The sequence below is a fragment of the Comamonas jiangduensis genome (genome assembly GCF_030162955.1).
Lineage (GTDB): Bacteria > Pseudomonadota > Gammaproteobacteria > Burkholderiales > Burkholderiaceae_C > Comamonas > Comamonas jiangduensis.
Genome location: NZ_JARXOV010000003.1, coordinates 1 through 15,535 on the forward strand (window position 1 = coordinate 1; position 15,535 = coordinate 15,535).

16 protein-coding genes are annotated in these 15,535 nt (G+C 57.9%); 5 read left to right on the forward strand and 11 right to left on the reverse strand.

Annotated features, from left to right (window positions below; translation table 11 throughout):
* Positions 1 to 166 precede the first annotated feature (166 nt).
* On the forward strand, positions 167 to 553 hold the full coding sequence (locus tag QEP12_RS02890) for a VOC family protein (RefSeq protein WP_219164020.1): 387 nt from the start codon (positions 167 to 169) through the stop codon (positions 551 to 553).
* Between the two features lie 65 nt (positions 554 to 618).
* Positions 619 to 807: a hypothetical protein gene (locus tag QEP12_RS02895; protein ID WP_284213297.1), complete on the forward strand. Its 189-nt coding sequence runs from the start codon at positions 619 to 621 to the stop codon at positions 805 to 807.
* A gap of 149 nt (positions 808 to 956) precedes the next feature.
* Here QEP12_RS02895 and QEP12_RS02900 read toward each other — a convergent pair whose 3' ends face one another.
* Positions 957 to 1,943 carry a Bug family tripartite tricarboxylate transporter substrate binding protein gene (locus QEP12_RS02900; protein ID WP_284213298.1) on the reverse strand — a complete coding sequence of 329 codons (987 nt, stop codon included), beginning with the start codon at positions 1,941 to 1,943 and terminating at the stop codon, positions 957 to 959.
* 615 nt (positions 1,944 to 2,558) lie between these two features.
* Here QEP12_RS02900 and QEP12_RS02905 point away from each other — a divergent pair.
* The 3 genes from QEP12_RS02905 to QEP12_RS02915 all read left to right on the forward strand — a co-directional run bounded on the left by QEP12_RS02905 (position 2,559) and on the right by QEP12_RS02915 (position 5,071).
* A complete protein-coding gene (locus QEP12_RS02905) occupies positions 2,559 to 3,170 on the forward strand; it encodes a class I SAM-dependent methyltransferase (protein ID WP_174863104.1) in 612 nt (203 codons plus the stop codon).
* An 85-nt stretch (positions 3,171 to 3,255) separates the two neighbouring features.
* A complete protein-coding gene (locus tag QEP12_RS02910) occupies positions 3,256 to 4,029 on the forward strand; it encodes a tRNA-uridine aminocarboxypropyltransferase (protein ID WP_284213299.1) in 774 nt (257 codons plus the stop codon).
* 121 nt (positions 4,030 to 4,150) lie between these two features.
* The gene (locus tag QEP12_RS02915; RefSeq protein ID WP_174863103.1) at positions 4,151 to 5,071 is read left to right on the forward strand and encodes a transporter substrate-binding domain-containing protein; all 921 of its coding nucleotides are present in this window, start codon (positions 4,151 to 4,153) and stop codon (positions 5,069 to 5,071) included.
* A gap of 74 nt (positions 5,072 to 5,145) precedes the next feature.
* Here QEP12_RS02915 and QEP12_RS02920 read toward each other — a convergent pair whose 3' ends face one another.
* From QEP12_RS02920 to QEP12_RS02965, 10 genes are all read right to left on the reverse strand, one after another.
* Positions 5,146 to 6,144: a branched-chain amino acid ABC transporter permease gene (locus tag QEP12_RS02920; protein ID WP_284213300.1), complete on the reverse strand. Its 999-nt coding sequence runs from the start codon at positions 6,142 to 6,144 to the stop codon at positions 5,146 to 5,148.
* Positions 6,145 to 6,159: 15 nt separating this feature from the next.
* Complete coding sequence (locus QEP12_RS02925) at positions 6,160 to 7,044, reverse strand: branched-chain amino acid ABC transporter permease (protein WP_219164014.1); 885 nt, start codon at positions 7,042 to 7,044, stop codon at positions 6,160 to 6,162.
* Between the two features lie 83 nt (positions 7,045 to 7,127).
* Positions 7,128 to 8,336 carry an ABC transporter substrate-binding protein gene (locus QEP12_RS02930; protein ID WP_370891852.1) on the reverse strand — a complete coding sequence of 403 codons (1,209 nt, stop codon included), beginning with the start codon at positions 8,334 to 8,336 and terminating at the stop codon, positions 7,128 to 7,130.
* A 147-nt stretch (positions 8,337 to 8,483) separates the two neighbouring features.
* Positions 8,484 to 9,683, reverse strand: coding sequence for an ABC transporter substrate-binding protein (locus QEP12_RS02935; RefSeq protein WP_431308054.1), 1,200 nt, complete (start codon positions 9,681 to 9,683; stop codon positions 8,484 to 8,486).
* Between the two features lie 48 nt (positions 9,684 to 9,731).
* A complete protein-coding gene (locus QEP12_RS02940; RefSeq protein ID WP_174863099.1) occupies positions 9,732 to 10,442 on the reverse strand; it encodes an ABC transporter ATP-binding protein in 711 nt (236 codons plus the stop codon).
* A complete protein-coding gene (locus QEP12_RS02945; RefSeq protein ID WP_174863098.1) occupies positions 10,442 to 11,212 on the reverse strand; it encodes an ABC transporter ATP-binding protein in 771 nt (256 codons plus the stop codon). Before QEP12_RS02945 ends, QEP12_RS02940 begins: the two co-directional genes overlap by 1 nt.
* A gap of 442 nt (positions 11,213 to 11,654) precedes the next feature.
* On the reverse strand, positions 11,655 to 12,137 hold the full coding sequence (locus QEP12_RS02950; protein WP_174863097.1) for a DUF1178 family protein: 483 nt from the start codon (positions 12,135 to 12,137) through the stop codon (positions 11,655 to 11,657).
* Positions 12,138 to 12,209: 72 nt separating this feature from the next.
* Positions 12,210 to 12,521 carry a DUF2818 family protein gene (locus QEP12_RS02955; RefSeq protein ID WP_284213301.1) on the reverse strand — a complete coding sequence of 104 codons (312 nt, stop codon included), beginning with the start codon at positions 12,519 to 12,521 and terminating at the stop codon, positions 12,210 to 12,212.
* A 15-nt stretch (positions 12,522 to 12,536) separates the two neighbouring features.
* Positions 12,537 to 14,030 carry an NADH-quinone oxidoreductase subunit NuoN gene (nuoN, locus tag QEP12_RS02960; protein ID WP_174863096.1) on the reverse strand — a complete coding sequence of 498 codons (1,494 nt, stop codon included), beginning with the start codon at positions 14,028 to 14,030 and terminating at the stop codon, positions 12,537 to 12,539.
* Between the two features lie 23 nt (positions 14,031 to 14,053).
* Complete coding sequence (locus tag QEP12_RS02965; protein ID WP_284213302.1) at positions 14,054 to 15,529, reverse strand: NADH-quinone oxidoreductase subunit M; 1,476 nt, start codon at positions 15,527 to 15,529, stop codon at positions 14,054 to 14,056.
* Between the last annotated feature and the right edge of the window lie 6 nt (positions 15,530 to 15,535).

The window sequence follows — 15,535 nt, forward strand, 5'->3', positions numbered from 1 at the left end:
CACCTCTGATTCTTACGCAGCAAGCGCTAGCAGCCATCAAAATTAATGGGTTGCATCGCCTGTGTGACGCGCTGCGTGCCAGGGCAAGCGTTAGCATGCGTGCGGGCTGGTGCTGTGCAGCGCCCCAGCCCTGACCCACTACCGCTTACTGAGGAGACACCCCCCTATGTTCAGCCACGTCATGCTCGGCGCCAATGACCTCGATGCGTCCGTCAAGTTCTACAACGCCCTGCTGGGCACCTTGGGTGCCAAGCCCGGTGTGCAAGACCGCCACCGCTATTTCTGGCGCCATGCGGGCAGCACCTTCAGCGTGACCCTGCCCATCAATGGTGAGCCTGCCACGGCGGCCAATGGCTTTACGCTGGGCTTTGCGGCCGATTCCACCGAGCAGGCGCTGCAAGCCTATGAGGCAGCATTGGCTGCAGGCGGCACCGCCATTGAAGACGCCCCCGGCTGGCGCGGCGATGAGCGCATGAAGCTGTATCTGGCCTATTTGCGTGACCCTGCGGGCAACAAGGTGTGTGTGATGCACCGCCCACCCAAGGCGGCGTAAGCTCGCTGGACTGCAGCGTGCGGTGTCGGCCAGCCAGCAACCGCAGGCCCGCATGCTGCTGGCGTATGCCTATTGAAATATTGAAACGCTGCCCTGCGTGCAAAGCGACATGGCAGAAACGACAAAGCCCGCATGCAGCGGGCTTTGTGATGGTATTGGACGGCGACTCTTACGCGATCACCGTATTACGGCAGAACGTCTCTGCAGCTGTCACTTTTCTTTTTCTCGTCGAAGTGCTCGACGTACTGGCGTGAGATCAGCATTGTTTGCGCAAACAACCGAGCGAGTATACGAAAAATGCTGCACTGCGTGCTGAACCCTGTTTAAAGCCCTTACGCAGTGCCTACCAGCCGCGCTGATGCACGTTTGGCAAATCCCCCCGCCGACAGCGGCACCGCAGCCATCAACCTTCGGCCTTGAACCCTGTGCGCTGCACCACGGGCGCCCATTTGGCGATGTCCTGGCGCAGTTGCTGGGCAAAGTCTGCGGTGCTGCCTTGGTTGACGGTAAACGCCATTTCCGCCAGTGCCTGCTGCACCTTGGGCGCCGCCACACTGCGCGTAGCCGCCTGGTGCAGGCGTTGCACCAGCGCAGCCGGTGTGCCCTTGGGGGCCAGCAGGCCCATCCATTCGCTGGCAGTCAGTGCATCCATGCCTTGCTCTGCAAAGGTAGGCACCTGGGGAAACTGTGGCATGCGCTGCTTGCTGGTGACGGCCAAGGTACGCAGCTTGGGGTTGCCAATCTGCGCGACGGCTTCGCTGGCTACGTTAAAACTGGAGGGGATTTGCCCCGCCATGACATCTTGCAGCGCCAGCACACCGCCCTTGTAAGGAATGTGCAGGTAATCCACACCCAGCTGGGCGGCGTACAGGGCGCCCAAAAAGTGCATGGCCGTGCCTGCGCCCGCCGAGCCGTAGGAGGCCTGCTTGGGATGGGCTTTGAGCCATAGGCCAAAGTCTTTCAGGGTGCGCACGCTCTCGGGCACCGCCGGGCCAATATTCAGGCTGTACGACATCTCGCACAGGTTGGCGATGGGGGCCAGATCGGCCACGGCGTCATAGCTGAGCTTGTCGTACACATGGGGGTAAATGGTGAGGATGGCACCGGGCGTCACCAGCAAGGTGTTGCCGTCGGGCTTGGCGTTTTTAACCGCCTCTACCGCAATGCGCCCCCCCGCGCCGGGGCGGTTTTCCACCACCACAGGCCCCCCCAGCTCTTCAGCCAGTTGGATGCCCATCTGGCGCGCGACATAGTCGGCAGAGCCGCCTGCGGCAAAGCCCACCAACAAGCGCACGGGCTGACCATTGCTGGCGAAGGCGCTGAGCGCCCCCCAAGGAGACAAAGTGGCCGACGCTGCCGTAGCAGCCACCAATTGGCGACGCGAGATCATGACAAAGTGCTTTCTGATGAGGTGGCAAGGCGCACAACCACCAACTGCGCCAAGCGCGGCACTGGCTCTGTGTGGGTCTGGTGCCCACTCCTCCCTCCAGTGCATTGGCAGTCATGCGCAGCGGATTCTAGAAAGGCCCAACCCCGCCCCAAGCCGAATAGATCAAACACAGGCGTGCAGTGCAATGGCTTGCCATACCTGGCAAATTGTTCTAGCACCATCAATTTGTGCGCCGCACCAAAGCTTGGCGGATGATTCCTGCGTCAGGCGCGGGCAGCGCAACCAGCGCATGCTTGGCGGCTGAACGCCTGCCACGCAAAAAACATGCGTAAAAACTGCTAATACACCTATGGGGTGGTCGATCATTGCGTGTAGATTTTCTATAAATACCTGCCAAATCTGCCCTCAAGGCAGATGCAGCAAGCGCCATTAGCTCCTAAAGAATTAGCACCCATACCGCAGCAGAGCATGCCGATAAGGTCTATGCCCGATACTCAGCGGCTCTTTCTTTGGAACCACTTCACACCCTCCACACCTTGTTGCCCTGCCTGGTCTGTGCTGCATGCTGCGGCGGGGGGCGTCAGTCGTTCTTCACCCCTTTACACAGGAGAGCGCGTGCAATCAGCGAGCGACCAATGGTTTGACGAGGCGTACTACCAGCGCTTTTACTTTGACAAAAAGACCAGCGTGGTAGACCCCGAGCACATTGAACGCCTGGGCACTTTTGTGTGCAGTTACCTGAAATATTTGCGCGTTCCCGTGGCCCGTGTTCTGGACGTAGGCTGTGGCATTGGCCTGTGGAAAGGCGTGGTGCAGCAGCAGTTTCCCGGCTGCAGCTACCACGGTGTGGAATTGAGCGAATACCTGTGCGGCCGCTTTGGCTGGGAGCGTGGCTCCGTGGTGAATTACCAGAGCAGCGAGCCGTTTGACCTGGTGATCTGCCAAGGCGTGCTGCCCTACCTCAGCCCCGCAGACCTGAAACTGGCTTTGCACAATCTGGGCAAGCTCTCACGCGGCGCCTTGTACCTGGAAGCCGTGGCCAAGGAAGACTACGAGCGCGACATCATTGACGAAGACTTGACCGACCCGCGCTTGTTCCGCCACCGTGCGGCGCTGTACCGCCAGGGCCTCAAGCAAAGTTTTAGCGAACTGGGTGGCGGCATGTGGCTCAGCCGCAAAGCGCAAGTTCCGGTGTTTGAGCTGGAGTGCGCCGGCGGCGGGCACTAAAGACTAAAGATGCGGCAGCAGCGGCGCTGCATTGGCCCATGCGGCTGCATTGCCACCTGCCCGCTGCGACAATAGCGCCCTGCCCATGTCCGCACCTCGCAACGCCCCCCCCACTTTTCCCCATGCTGTCGCACGCCTGCGCACAGCCCGTTTAGCACGCAGCACCCGGCCTTTTCTGGCCCGCGGTGGCGTCAAGGGCGAGCGCTGTGAAGGCTGTAGACTGCGCCCCACACACTGCATGTGCGCGCTGCGCCCTCAGTTAGCTACACGTGCAGGGGTGTGCCTGCTGATGCACGATGCAGAGCCTCTCAAGCCCAGCAACACCGGCTGGCTGATTGCCGATGTGGTGCAAGACACTTTTGCCTTTGGCTGGAGCCGCACCGAGGTGGACGCACAGCTGCTGGCTTTGCTGGACGATCCGCAGTGGCAGCCGTATGTGGTTTTCCCCGGCGAGTACGTGCAACCGCCCGAGCGCGCAATCTCCGCACTGGCCAGTGATGCGCCGCACAGCGGCAAGCGCCCGCTGTTTATCTTGCTGGATGCGACTTGGTCCGAAGCGCGCAAGATGTTTCGCAAAAGTCCGTACCTGGATCGCTTTCCCGTCTTGGGGTTTCAGCCCGAGCAGATCAGCCACTACCAGTTGCGCCGTGCCAAACGCGACGATCACTTTTGCACCAGTGAAGTCGCGGCCCTGTGCCTGGAACTAAGCCCAGACGCCCGCGATGTGCATGCAGGACAGGTGCTGGAGCGCTATCTGGCGGTGTACACCCACCACTATCTGCGCGCCAAACACCAGTTGCCACCGCAGTGGGAGGGCGATGCCCACCAAGCCTTGCAAAGCACGCTGCAGCCATCGTAGAAACCGCATGCGGGCATTCCCTGCTGCAGAATTTGCATAACACTGTGATGTCTTAAGCCAGTGGGACAATTTGCGGCAAAGGCCACCCATCTGCGGTGCGGCCTACCGATTGCGAGTCCCCATGAAGTCTGTTGTGAAGTTCTCTTTGGCCTCGGCTGCACTGACTGCAGCCGTTTTTACTTCTGCGGCGTACGCCGCAGCCCCTGGGGCAGCATCGGCTACGCTGCAGCGCTGGCAAGCGGGGGGCACAGTGGTGCTGGGTGTGCGTGAAAGTGCCACGCCCATGTCCTATGCCCTGGGGGCCAATGAAAAGTTTGTGGGCTACCACACCGAGTTGTGCGAGCAAGTGGTGCGCACCATTGCGCCCAAGGCCCAGCTCAAATACATGGTGCTCACGCCGCAAAACACCATGCCGCTGATCCAAAACGGCACAGCAGATTTCAACTGTGCCAGCATGACCAACAGCCTCAAGCGCCAAGACCAGGTGGCGTTTGGCCTGACCACCTATGTCAGCGAAGTGCGCATGGCCGTGGCCCGCAACCAGGCCATCACCAGCTTCAAGCAGCTGGACGGCAAAAAAGTCTCTGTCTTGACGGGAACCACGGCAGTGCAAATCCTGCGCCGTTTTGCTGCCGAGCACGGCATTCAGTTTCAGACCCTGATGGCCAAGGATCAGTTTGAAGCGTTCTTGCTGCTGGAGTCAGGCCGCGTCGATGCGTTTGTGCTGGACGACAACATGCTCGCTGGCGTGATCGCGCAAAGCAAGAACCCCGAAGGCTTCAAAATTGTGGGGGAAGTCATTGGTGCAGAGCCGATTGCCATTCAGTTCAGCAAGGCGGATCCGGCCATCAAGCAAGCGGTGGATGGTGTGATCCGCCAGATGATGGCGAATGGGGATTTGGAGCGCCTGTACGCCAAGTGGTACCTGCAGCCTATCCCACCCAAGCAGATGAACTTGAACTTGCCGATGGGCGAGACACTCAAGAAGATGATTGCCCAGCCCAACGATGTGCCTGTGGAGCAATTTGACGGCGTGCGCTAAGCCCTCAAGGCATATGTCGACCAACAAAAAACCGCCCTTGAGGCGGTTTTTTGTGGGGTTACACCTTTGGGTGGCTACAGCATTTTGCCGCTGCCTCTGCGGCGCGCCAGCCATGCAATGAGTTCACCCATCACACCACGGCGGAAGGCCAGTACGCAGACCACAAAGATAAAGCCGGTGACGATGGTGACGGACTCGCCCAAGGTCGAGAACCATTCAAAGCCCGTGAGCTTGGCCAGCCAACTGCCCAAATCTCCAATCTTGTTTTCCAGCGCTACCACGATGGCCGAGCCAACAATCGGCCCAGACAGCGTACCCATGCCGCCCATCAGCGTCATCAGCACCACATGGCCCGACGATGTCCAGTGCACATCGGACAAGGTAGCAAAGCCCAGCACCAGGGTCTTGAGAGAGCCTGCCAAGCCGGTGAGCGCAGCAGACAAGACAAACACCAGCAGCTTGAAGCGATTGACGTCGTAGCCCAGCGAGATGGCACGCGGCTCGTTCTCTTTGATGGCTTTGAGCACCTGGCCGAAAGGCGAGTGCACCGTACGCACAATCACCAAGAAGCCCAGCACACAGATGACCAGCGCCACGTAGTACATGGTCAGGTCACTGGACAGGTCAATCAGGCCAAACAGCTTGCCCCGAGGCACACCTTGCAGGCCATCTTCACCACCGGTGAACGGCGCTTGCAGTGCCACAAAGAACAGCATCTGCGCCAGGGCCAAGGTAATCATCGAGAAGTAGATACCTTGGCGGCGGATGGCCAGCCAACCCGCTACCAGCCCCAAGACTGCACCACCCAGCGTGCCCAAAATAATGCCCAGCTCCGGGGTGAAGCTCCAGACCTTGATGGCGTGGCCCGCCATATAGGCTGCGCCGCCCAGGAATGCCGCATGCCCAAAAGACAGCAGCCCCGTATAGCCCAGCAACAGGTTGAACGCCGAAGCAAACAGTGCAAAGCACATCAGCTTCATGACAAACACCGGGTAGGCACCAAAGAAAGGCGCGACGATCAAGGCCAGCAGCAGCAAGCCATAGCCAAAGAATGCAAGTTTCTTAGAAGTCATGGTGTGTGCCCCCTCTTATTTCTCTTTACCGAACAAGCCGGCGGGGCGAATCAGCAAAACGATGACCATGATGACGAACACCACGGTGGAAGATGCTTCCGGATAAAACACTTTGGTGAGGCCTTCAATCACGCCCAGGCCCAGGCCCGTCAGGATGGAGCCCATGATGGAGCCCATGCCCCCAATCACCACTACGGCAAACACCACGATGATGAGGTTTTGCCCCATCAACGGCGTCACTTGGTACACCGGTGCGGCCAGCACGCCCGCAAAAGCCGCCAAACCTACGCCAAAGGCATAAGTGAGCGTGACCATGACGGGCACGTTGATGCCGAAGGCTTCGACCAGCCGAGGGTTCTCGGTACCTGCACGCAGGTAAGCACCCAGACGGGTTTTCTCAATCACATACCACGTGGCAATACACACGACGAGCGAAGCCACCACGACCCATGCACGGTAGTTAGGCAAGATCATGAAGCCCAGGTTGGTGGCACCTTCGAGCAGCTCTGGCGTGTCGTAACCCAGACCCGATACGCCGTAGATGGAGCGGAACACGCCCTCAATCAGCAGCGACAAGCCCAGTGTCAGCAGCAGTCCGTACAGGTGGTCGAGCTTGTAAATCCAGCGCAATAAAAACCGCTCAATCAACACCCCAAAAGCACCCACCACAATGGGCGCCAATATCAGCATCACCCAGTAGTTGATACCCAGGTAGTTCATGGCCATCCACGTGACCATGGCCCCCAGCATGAACAGTGCGCCGTGCGCAAAGTTGATGACGTTGAGCAAGCCAAAGATGACCGCTAGCCCAAGGCTCAAGATCGCATAAAACGAGCCGTTGACCAGCCCCAGCAATAGCTGGCTGAGCAGGCCCGGCAGTGAGACACCGAAGATTTCCATGAGAGAGACGCTTTTGGTTAAACAGGATGGCCCTGGCGAATGCGCGGTGCACGCCCACTTGTGATGGGCGTGCTTGCCTCACATCACTTCCAGAGCGCGCATTTGGTTTCTGCTTTGGTGGTCCAGACGGTGTCTGCAGGCAAGGTCTGCAGCACCTTCAGATAGTCCCAAGGCTTGGTAGATTCCTCTGGCTTTTTCGCCTCGACGAGGTACATGTCGTGGGCGTAAGTGCCATCGGGACGGATCACGCCCTTGGCGTAAAAGTCAGACAGCGGTGTGCTTTTGAGGTGTGCCATGACCTTGTCGGCATCGGTGCTGCCCACGGCTTGCACCGCTTTCAGGTACTGCATGATGGCGGAGTAGTCTGCAGCCTGAACATCAGTGGGCATGCGCTTGGTTTTGGCAAAGAACTTGTTGGCGAACTTGCGCGACTCATCGTTCATGTCCCAATACCAGCTGGTGGTGTGCAGCAAGCCCGCTGTGTTCTTCAACCCCAGAGAGTGGATATCGGTCAAGAACACCAGCAACCCTGCGGTCTTCATGCTCTTGTCGATGCCAAACTCTTTGGCCGCCTTGATGGCATTGATGGTGTCGCCACCCGCATTGGCCAGACCCAAGATGTGGGCCTTGGAGCTTTGGGCCTGCAGCAAGAAGCTGGAGAAGTCCGAAGCGTTCAGCGGGTGCTTGACACTGCCCTTGACCGTGCCGCCCTTGGCTTTGATCACCGCCGTGGTGTCTGCCTCCAGCGCCTGGCCAAAGGCATAGTCTGCCGTCAGGAAGAACCAGTCTTTGCCACCCCGATCAACCACCGCACCGCCTGTGCCCTTGGCCAGCGCCACGGTGTCATAGGCGTAGTGGATGGTGTAGGGGTTGCACTGCTCGTTGGTCAGCGCGGAAGTGCCTGCACCATTGTTGATGTGCAAGCGTTTTTTCTCATTGGCCACTTGCGAGACAGCCAGTGCCGTGCCCGAGTTGGTGCCACTGAAAATCAGGCTGATACCTTGGGTATCAATCCACTCCCGCGCTTTGCTGGCGGCAATATCGGCCTTGTTTTGGTGGTCTGCCGAAAGCAGCTCAATCGGCTTGCCCAGCACCTTGCCACCAAAGTCATCAATCGCCATTTGCATGGCCAGTACACCGTTTTTGCCTTCCACATCGGCGTACAGACTCGACATATCGGTCACAAAACCAATACGCACTTTGTCTGGTGACTGCGCGTGTGCCGTGGCGGCCATCAAGCCCGCTGCCGCGAGCGTGAGAGCCAACTTCGAATAATTGCGCTGCTGCTTCATTGCCTTGTCTCCTTGGTGGGTGGGGTGGCTTACGCCTTGTAAAACCAATGCCTTTGCACGGAATGTGCGCCGGCGGCAAACACTTGAGAACGCGAAAACGGGTACTGGGACAGAGCGCATCACCCTGCCCGATAGAGGCTTAAGGCTTTATTTCCACAAAGCGCACTTGCTCTCTTCCTTGGTCGTCCAGACCTGGTCCGGCGTCAACTTGGTCACGACCTTGTAGTAGTCCCAAGCTTGCTTGGACTCTGCAGGCGACTTCACTTGCATCAGGTACATATCGTGGGCGTAGCGGCCATCCGGACGGATCACGCCTTGCGCGTAAAAGTCTTTGAGTGGTGTGCTCTTGAGCACCGCCATCACCTTGTCGGCATCTACCGTTCCGGCCTTCTCCACCGCCTTCAGATAGTTCATGGTGGCCGAGTAGTTGGCGGCCTGCACGTCGGTCGGCATGCGCTTGGTTTTGGCTTCAAACTTCTTGCCAAACGCACGGGTTTCGTCGTTCAGGTTCCAGTCCCAGCTGGTGGTCAGCAGCAGACCTTCGGTGTTCTTCAGCCCCAGCGAGTGGATGTCAGTCAGGAACACCAGCAAGCCTGCCATCTTCATGCTTTTGTTGATGCCAAACTCACGTGCGGCCTTGATGGCGTTGATGGTGTCGCCACCCGCATTGGCCAAGCCCAGAATTTGGGCCTTGGAGTTTTGGGCCTGCAGCAAGAAGCTGGAGAAATCCGACGCATTCAGAGGGTGGCGCACGCTGCCCTTGACCGTGCCACCCTTGGCCTTCACGACCTTGGCAGTATCGTTTTCCAGTGAGTGGCCAAAGGCATAGTCCGCCGTCAGGAAGAACCATTCCTTGCCGCCGTTATCCACCACAGCGCCGCCTGTGCCCTTGGCCAGTGCCACGGTGTCATAGGTGTAGTGGATGGTGTAGGGCGTGCACTGCTCGTTGGTCAGCGCCGATGCACCGGCACCGCTGTTGAAGTACACGCGCTTTTTCTCTTGTGCCACCTTGGCCAATGCCAGCGCCACACCCGAGTTAGTGCCACCAAACAGCATGGACAGGTTTTGGGTATCGATCCACTCGCGCGCCTTGGTGGCGGCAATGTCTGGCTTGTGCTGGTGGTCTTGGGTCAGCAGCTCGATCGGCTTGCCCAGCACTTTGCCACCGAAGTCATCAATGGCCATCTGAATCGCAATTGCACCGTTTTTGCCATCCACGTCCGCGTAGTTGCTGGACATATCCGTGATGAAACCAATTTTGATCTTGTCAGGTGTCTGTGCCTGGGCCATGCCGGCCATAGCCAGCGACAGGGTCAAAACAGTCAAAGGGGTACGCAAAGCGTGCATGGTTGTTTCCTTGTTGTTGTATGGAGAAAAAAGGGAGGCAAAGCCAGGTCAGACACCTAGCAATTCATTGAGGACGGGCATCTTGGCGTCGAGCTGTGCGGCATTGAACGTCTCCACAATGCGGCCGTGCTCCATCACATAAAAGCGGTCTGCCAGCGGCGCTGCAAAGCGGAAGTTCTGCTCCACCATGACGATGGTGTAGCCCTTGTCGCGCAGGGTGTTGATCATGCGAGCCAGCGCTTGCACGATGACGGGCGCCAAGCCTTCAGAGATTTCATCGAGCAACAGCAGCCGCGCACCAGTGCGCAAAATGCGCGCTACGGCCAGCATCTGCTGCTCACCACCCGACAAGCGCGTTCCCTGGCTGTTGCGGCGCTCGGCCAAGTTCGGGAACATGGCGTAGATCTCTTCTACGCTCATGCCTTCATGGCCGGTTTTGAGCTGTGGTGGCAGCAGCAGGTTTTCTTCGCACGAGAGGCTGGAGAAAATGCCGCGCTCTTCAGGGCAGTAGCCCACGCCAAAGTGCGCAATCTTGTGGGTCGGCAAGCCAATCGCTTCCTGGCCATTGATCTTGACGGAACCCTTGCGCGCGCCCGTCAGCCCCATGACCGCACGCATGGTGGACGTGCGCCCTGCGCCATTGCGCCCCAGCAGCGTTACCACTTCGCCGGGTTGCACCACCATGTCAACGCCGTGCAGCACGTGCGACTCACCGTACCAAGCTTCTAGATTGCGAATTTCGAGTGCAGGAGTCGTCATCAGTGCGCTCCTTGCAGTTGGCCGTCGGTCGTGCCCATATAGGCTTCCATCACCTGTGCGTTGTTCGAGACTTCGGCGTAATTGCCCTCGGCCAGCACCGCACCGCGCTGCAGCACGGTGATGCGGTCCGCAATGGTGGAGATCACTTTCATGTTGTGCTCCACCATCAAAATGGTGCGCCCTGCCGACACTTTTTTGATCAGCTGGGTCACGCGATCCACATCTTCGTGGCCCATGCCCTGTGTGGGTTCGTCCAGCAGCATCAACTCAGGCTCCATCGCCAGCGTGGTGGCAATTTCCAGAGCCCGCTTGCGGCCATAAGGCAGGTTAACCGTGACTTCATCGGCCATGTCTTCCAGACCGACTTCGGCCAGCAGCTGCATGGCACGATCGTTGAGCTGATTCAGTGTTTTTTCGCTTTTCCAGAAGTGAAATGCCGTACCCAGCTGGCGCTGAAGACCGACGCGCACGTTCTCCATCAACGTCAGATGGGGAAAAACGGCAGAGATCTGAAACGAGCGGATCACTCCTCGGCGAGCAATTTGTGCTGGCGCTTCGCGGGTGATGTCTTGGCCGTTAAAACGAATTTCACCCGAGGTCGGCTCCAAAAACTTGGTCAGCAGGTTAAAGCACGTGGTTTTGCCCGCACCGTTGGGGCCAATCAGTGCATGGATGCTGCCGCGTTGCACCGACAGGTTCACTTTGCTCACCGCAGTGAAGCCTTTGAACTCTTTGGTGAGGTTGGTAGTTTGAAGAATGGCGTCGCTCATGCGCGTGGGCTGCTCCGTGGTGAAGGTGCAGCACCAGGCAGTTTTTGGCCGCCTTGGCATGCATGCACCGTGTCGAATGTTGCGGTGCATCGTATGTGCGAGGTTTCAGCCCCCGCACTAGGGCTTGTGCCTATGACTTACAACCTAAGCACTTACCCTACTCTCTGTTACTAAAACAAGAAATCGCTATTTGACGAATCAAAAACAGAAAGCAAACACTAACTATCGATCTTAAAAAGCTGTCACTCAACCTGCATGTCGACGGCTTTTTGTCAGCTTCAGCAGAACCATGAGCGCTGGTACGCGGGTTAACGTGGCAGCACGAGACATAAAAAAAGATAGCTGCCTGCGCAGTGAGATCAATAATTTCAGGCAAGAAACAATCGGAAAACATGAAAAGGCAAGCGCCAAGCGCTCTACTTTTAATGCCGCACAGCAATGCTTATTGCAGTGTTTCTTTGCTGTTTTTAGGCAAGATCAGGGGCAGCACAGGCACCCCTTCTTCCAGCAATTCGATTGCCTGCTGGGGCGTGGCTTGCCCACGGATGGGGCGCTCTGGTTCTTGTCCTTTGTGCATGCGCAAAGCCTCATCGGCAAATTTTTCACCCACGTCTTCGGTGTTTGCGGCAATCTTGCGCGACGCTTCCAACCAGGCTGCCTGCAAGGCATGCAGCCTCTGGCGCTCCTGCGTAGTGGTGGTGGCTGGTGAAGGGGCGGTTTGCTCTGCAGGCACTGCGCTTGCAGATGCCTCCGGCTTTGCGCCCAAGTTAAGACGCGGGGCACTCAAGCCTTTGCGCAACTGTTTACTGCCACACATGGGGCATTCCACCAAACCACGCTCCAGCTGGCGCTGAAAATCCACCTCAGAAGCAAACCAGCCTTCAAAGATGTGGTCTTGGGGGCAATGCAGGTCAAACACCTTCATGTGTGCACAACAACAGATAAGGACAATAAAAAAGGCAGAGTCGCAACCCTGCCTTTGTGCGAAGCGCGCAGCTTAGCGGCTGCGGCGCTTGGTAAGGTAACGCCAGACAAAGCCCGGGAAGGCCAATGTCATAAACAGTGTCGCCGTGATGGCGTAGAACTCCCAGCCTTGGGGATAAATCTGACCCGAGCGGCGCTCCAGCAGCAATGCCAGCGCGCCAACCACAAAGTACAGCAGTACCAGCTCAAACAACCTGCCCCACAACGGCTTCTTGGAAGAAGCTGCAACAGGGCCAGCCATGAGCCAGCGTTCATTCATAAAAGGCAAATTGGCGGCCACCAGGGCCGCCAAAATCACCAACCAAATAGAAGCGGTTTGAGTCACGCTTCAGATTATCGGTCAGGATGCCAGCGCACGCACGATCGCATCGGCGCACAAGGACATCAAACCACCGGGAACAATGCCCAGGATCAAAACCAGTGCACCGTTGACGGTCAGCACCGCACGCACATCCCAAGGCGCAGACACGGTGGTAGCGGTCAAGGGCTTGTCGAAGTACATGACCTTCACGACCCGCAGGTAATAGAAGGCGCCAATCAAGGACATGAGTACGGCGAAGATCGCCAGGCCGATGTAGAAAGTCTCACCCGAAGCCACCAGCGCTTGCAGCACCGACAGCTTGGCGTAAAAGCCCACCAGAGGTGGAATACCAGCCATGGAGAACAAGCACGCAGCCATGATGCCGGCGTACAAGGGGCTGCGCTGATTCAGGCCCGCAAAGTCGGCGATCTCTTCGCTCTCAAAGCCTTCGCGTGACAGCAGCAAGATCACACCGAACGTTGCCAGCGTGGTCAGTACGTAAGTCACCACGTAGAACATCGACGAGCTGTACGCGTTGGCGGCACGCGCTGGATCTACTTCCCCACCGATCACACCCGACAGCAGGCCCAGCAATACAAAGCCCATTTGCGAGATGGTCGAGTAGGCCAGCATGCGCTTGAGGTTGGTTTGTGCGATCGCGGCCAAGTTACCAATCAGCAGCGAGGCAATCGCCAGCACCGCCAGCATTTGCTGCCAGTCAAACGCCAAGGGCAGCATGCCATCCACCAGCAAGCGAATCACAATCGCAAACGCAGCCAGCTTGGGCGCGCCGCCAATCAAGGCCGTGATGGCGGTAGGTGCACCGTGGTAGACATCGGGCACCCACATGTGGAAAGGTGCCACGCCCAACTTGAATGCCAAACCTGCCACGACAAAAACCAAGCCAAACACCAGCACTTGGTGCTTGAGTTCGCCCGAGCTGATGGCCTTGAAGATTTCACCAATATCCAGCGAACCGGTAGCGCCATACACCATGGACAAGCCATAGAGCAAGAAGCCCGATGCCAGCGAACCCAGCACAAAGTACTTCATGGCGGCTTCGGTGGATACCGTGTGATCCCGACGCAAAGCTACCAGCGCATAGCTGGCCAGTGTCAACAGCTCCAGACCCAGATAGATCAGCAGCAAGTTGTTGGCACTGATCATGATGAACATGCCCAGCAGCGCAAAGATAGACAGGGTGAACAGCTCACCGCCACGCAACATGTCACGATCCGCCGAGTAAGGGCGGGCGTAGACCAAGGTCACCATCATGGCGACCGTGGCAAAACACTTGAGCCAGTTGCCCATGGCATCAGAGACAACCATGTTGCTCCAGCCATAGAAGGTGTTGCCACTCAAAGCGTAGTTGGCTTGCATGATGGCCACCAAGGCCAAGGTCAACATGGTCAGCACATAGGTGCCCGTACGACGGGTGCTTTTCACACCCAGATCCACCAGAGTAATCACGCACCCCATGACGAAGAGCACGATCTCTGGATAGATCGAAAGCCAGCTGATGTTGTCAATCATCTCAATCTCTCAGTTCAGTCTGGTCAAGGAAGCTTGGATTGGGCGACGTGCTTGAGCAGCTCTGCCACCGAGGGATCCATCACGTCAGTAAAGGGCTTGGGATACAGGCCCATGTACAACACCGCAATGGCCAAGATCGCCAAAATCAAGAACTCGCGGCAACCGATGTCTTCCAGGTTCTTGACGTTGTCGTTGCCCACGGGGCCCAAGTAGACACGCTTGTACATCCACAGGGTGTAAGCCGCACCAAAAATCAGTGCCGTTGCAGCCAGCAGGCCCACCCAGAAGTTGAACTGCACGGCGCCCAAGATCACCATCCACTCGCCCACAAAACCGGCAGTGGCTGGCAAACCGCAGTTGGCCATCGCAAACAAGAGTGCAAACGCTGCGAACTTGGGCATGGTGTTGACCACACCACCATAGGCAGCGATTTCACGCGAATGCACGCGGTCATACAGCACGCCAATACACAGGAACATCGCACCCGAGACAAAGCCGTGAGCAATCATCTGCACGATACCGCCGGACACGCCCAGGTCGTTGAAGATAAAGAAGCCCAGAGTCACAAAGCCCATGTGCGCCACGGACGAATAAGCCACCAGCTTCTTCATGTCCTTTTGCACCAAGGCAACCATGCCCACGTAGACCACCGCGATCAGCGACAGCGCAATCATCAGCCACGCCCATTCACGCGAGGCGTCTGGAGCGATAGGCAGAGAAAAACGCAGGAAACCGTATGCACCCAGCTTCAGCATGATGGCCGCCAGAACGGCAGAGCCGCCGGTGGGCGCTTCCACGTGCACGTCGGGCAACCAGGTGTGCACCGGGAACATGGGCACCTTCACGGCAAACGCCGCAAAGAAGGCGAAGAACACCAGGGTCTGGGGCAAGGAACCCAGAGGCAGTTTGTGCCACGTCTGGATGTCAAAGCTGCCACCGGAGACGTTGTACAAGTAGATGATGGCCACCAGGGTGAGCAGCGAGCCCATCAGGGTGTACAGGAAGAACTTGAAGGCAGCGTAGATCTTGTTGGGGCCGCCCCAGATACCGATGATCAGATACATCGGGATCAGGGTGGCTTCGAAGAACACGTAGAACAACAGTCCATCCAATGCCGCGAACACGCCGATCATCAGACCCGACAGCACCAGGAACGCGCCCATGTACTGGTTCACACGCTCGGTGATGTTTTCCCACGAAGCCAGCACCACGATCACGGTGATGAAGGCCGTCAGCGGCACAAACCAGAACGACAGGCCATCCAGGCCCAGGTGGTAGTGGATATTGAAACGCTCAATCCACAGCAGCTTTTCAACGAACTGCATGTTCGCCGAAGAAGTATCAAAGCCTGTATACAGCGGTACCGTAACCAGCAGGCCCAAGATGGAGCCAATCAGTGCGACCCAGCGCACGCCACGCGCGCAACTGTCTTTACCGAAGGCCAGCAGCAGGACACCAAAGACGATAGGTGTCCAAATGGCAAGACTCAACAAACCCATTTTTCT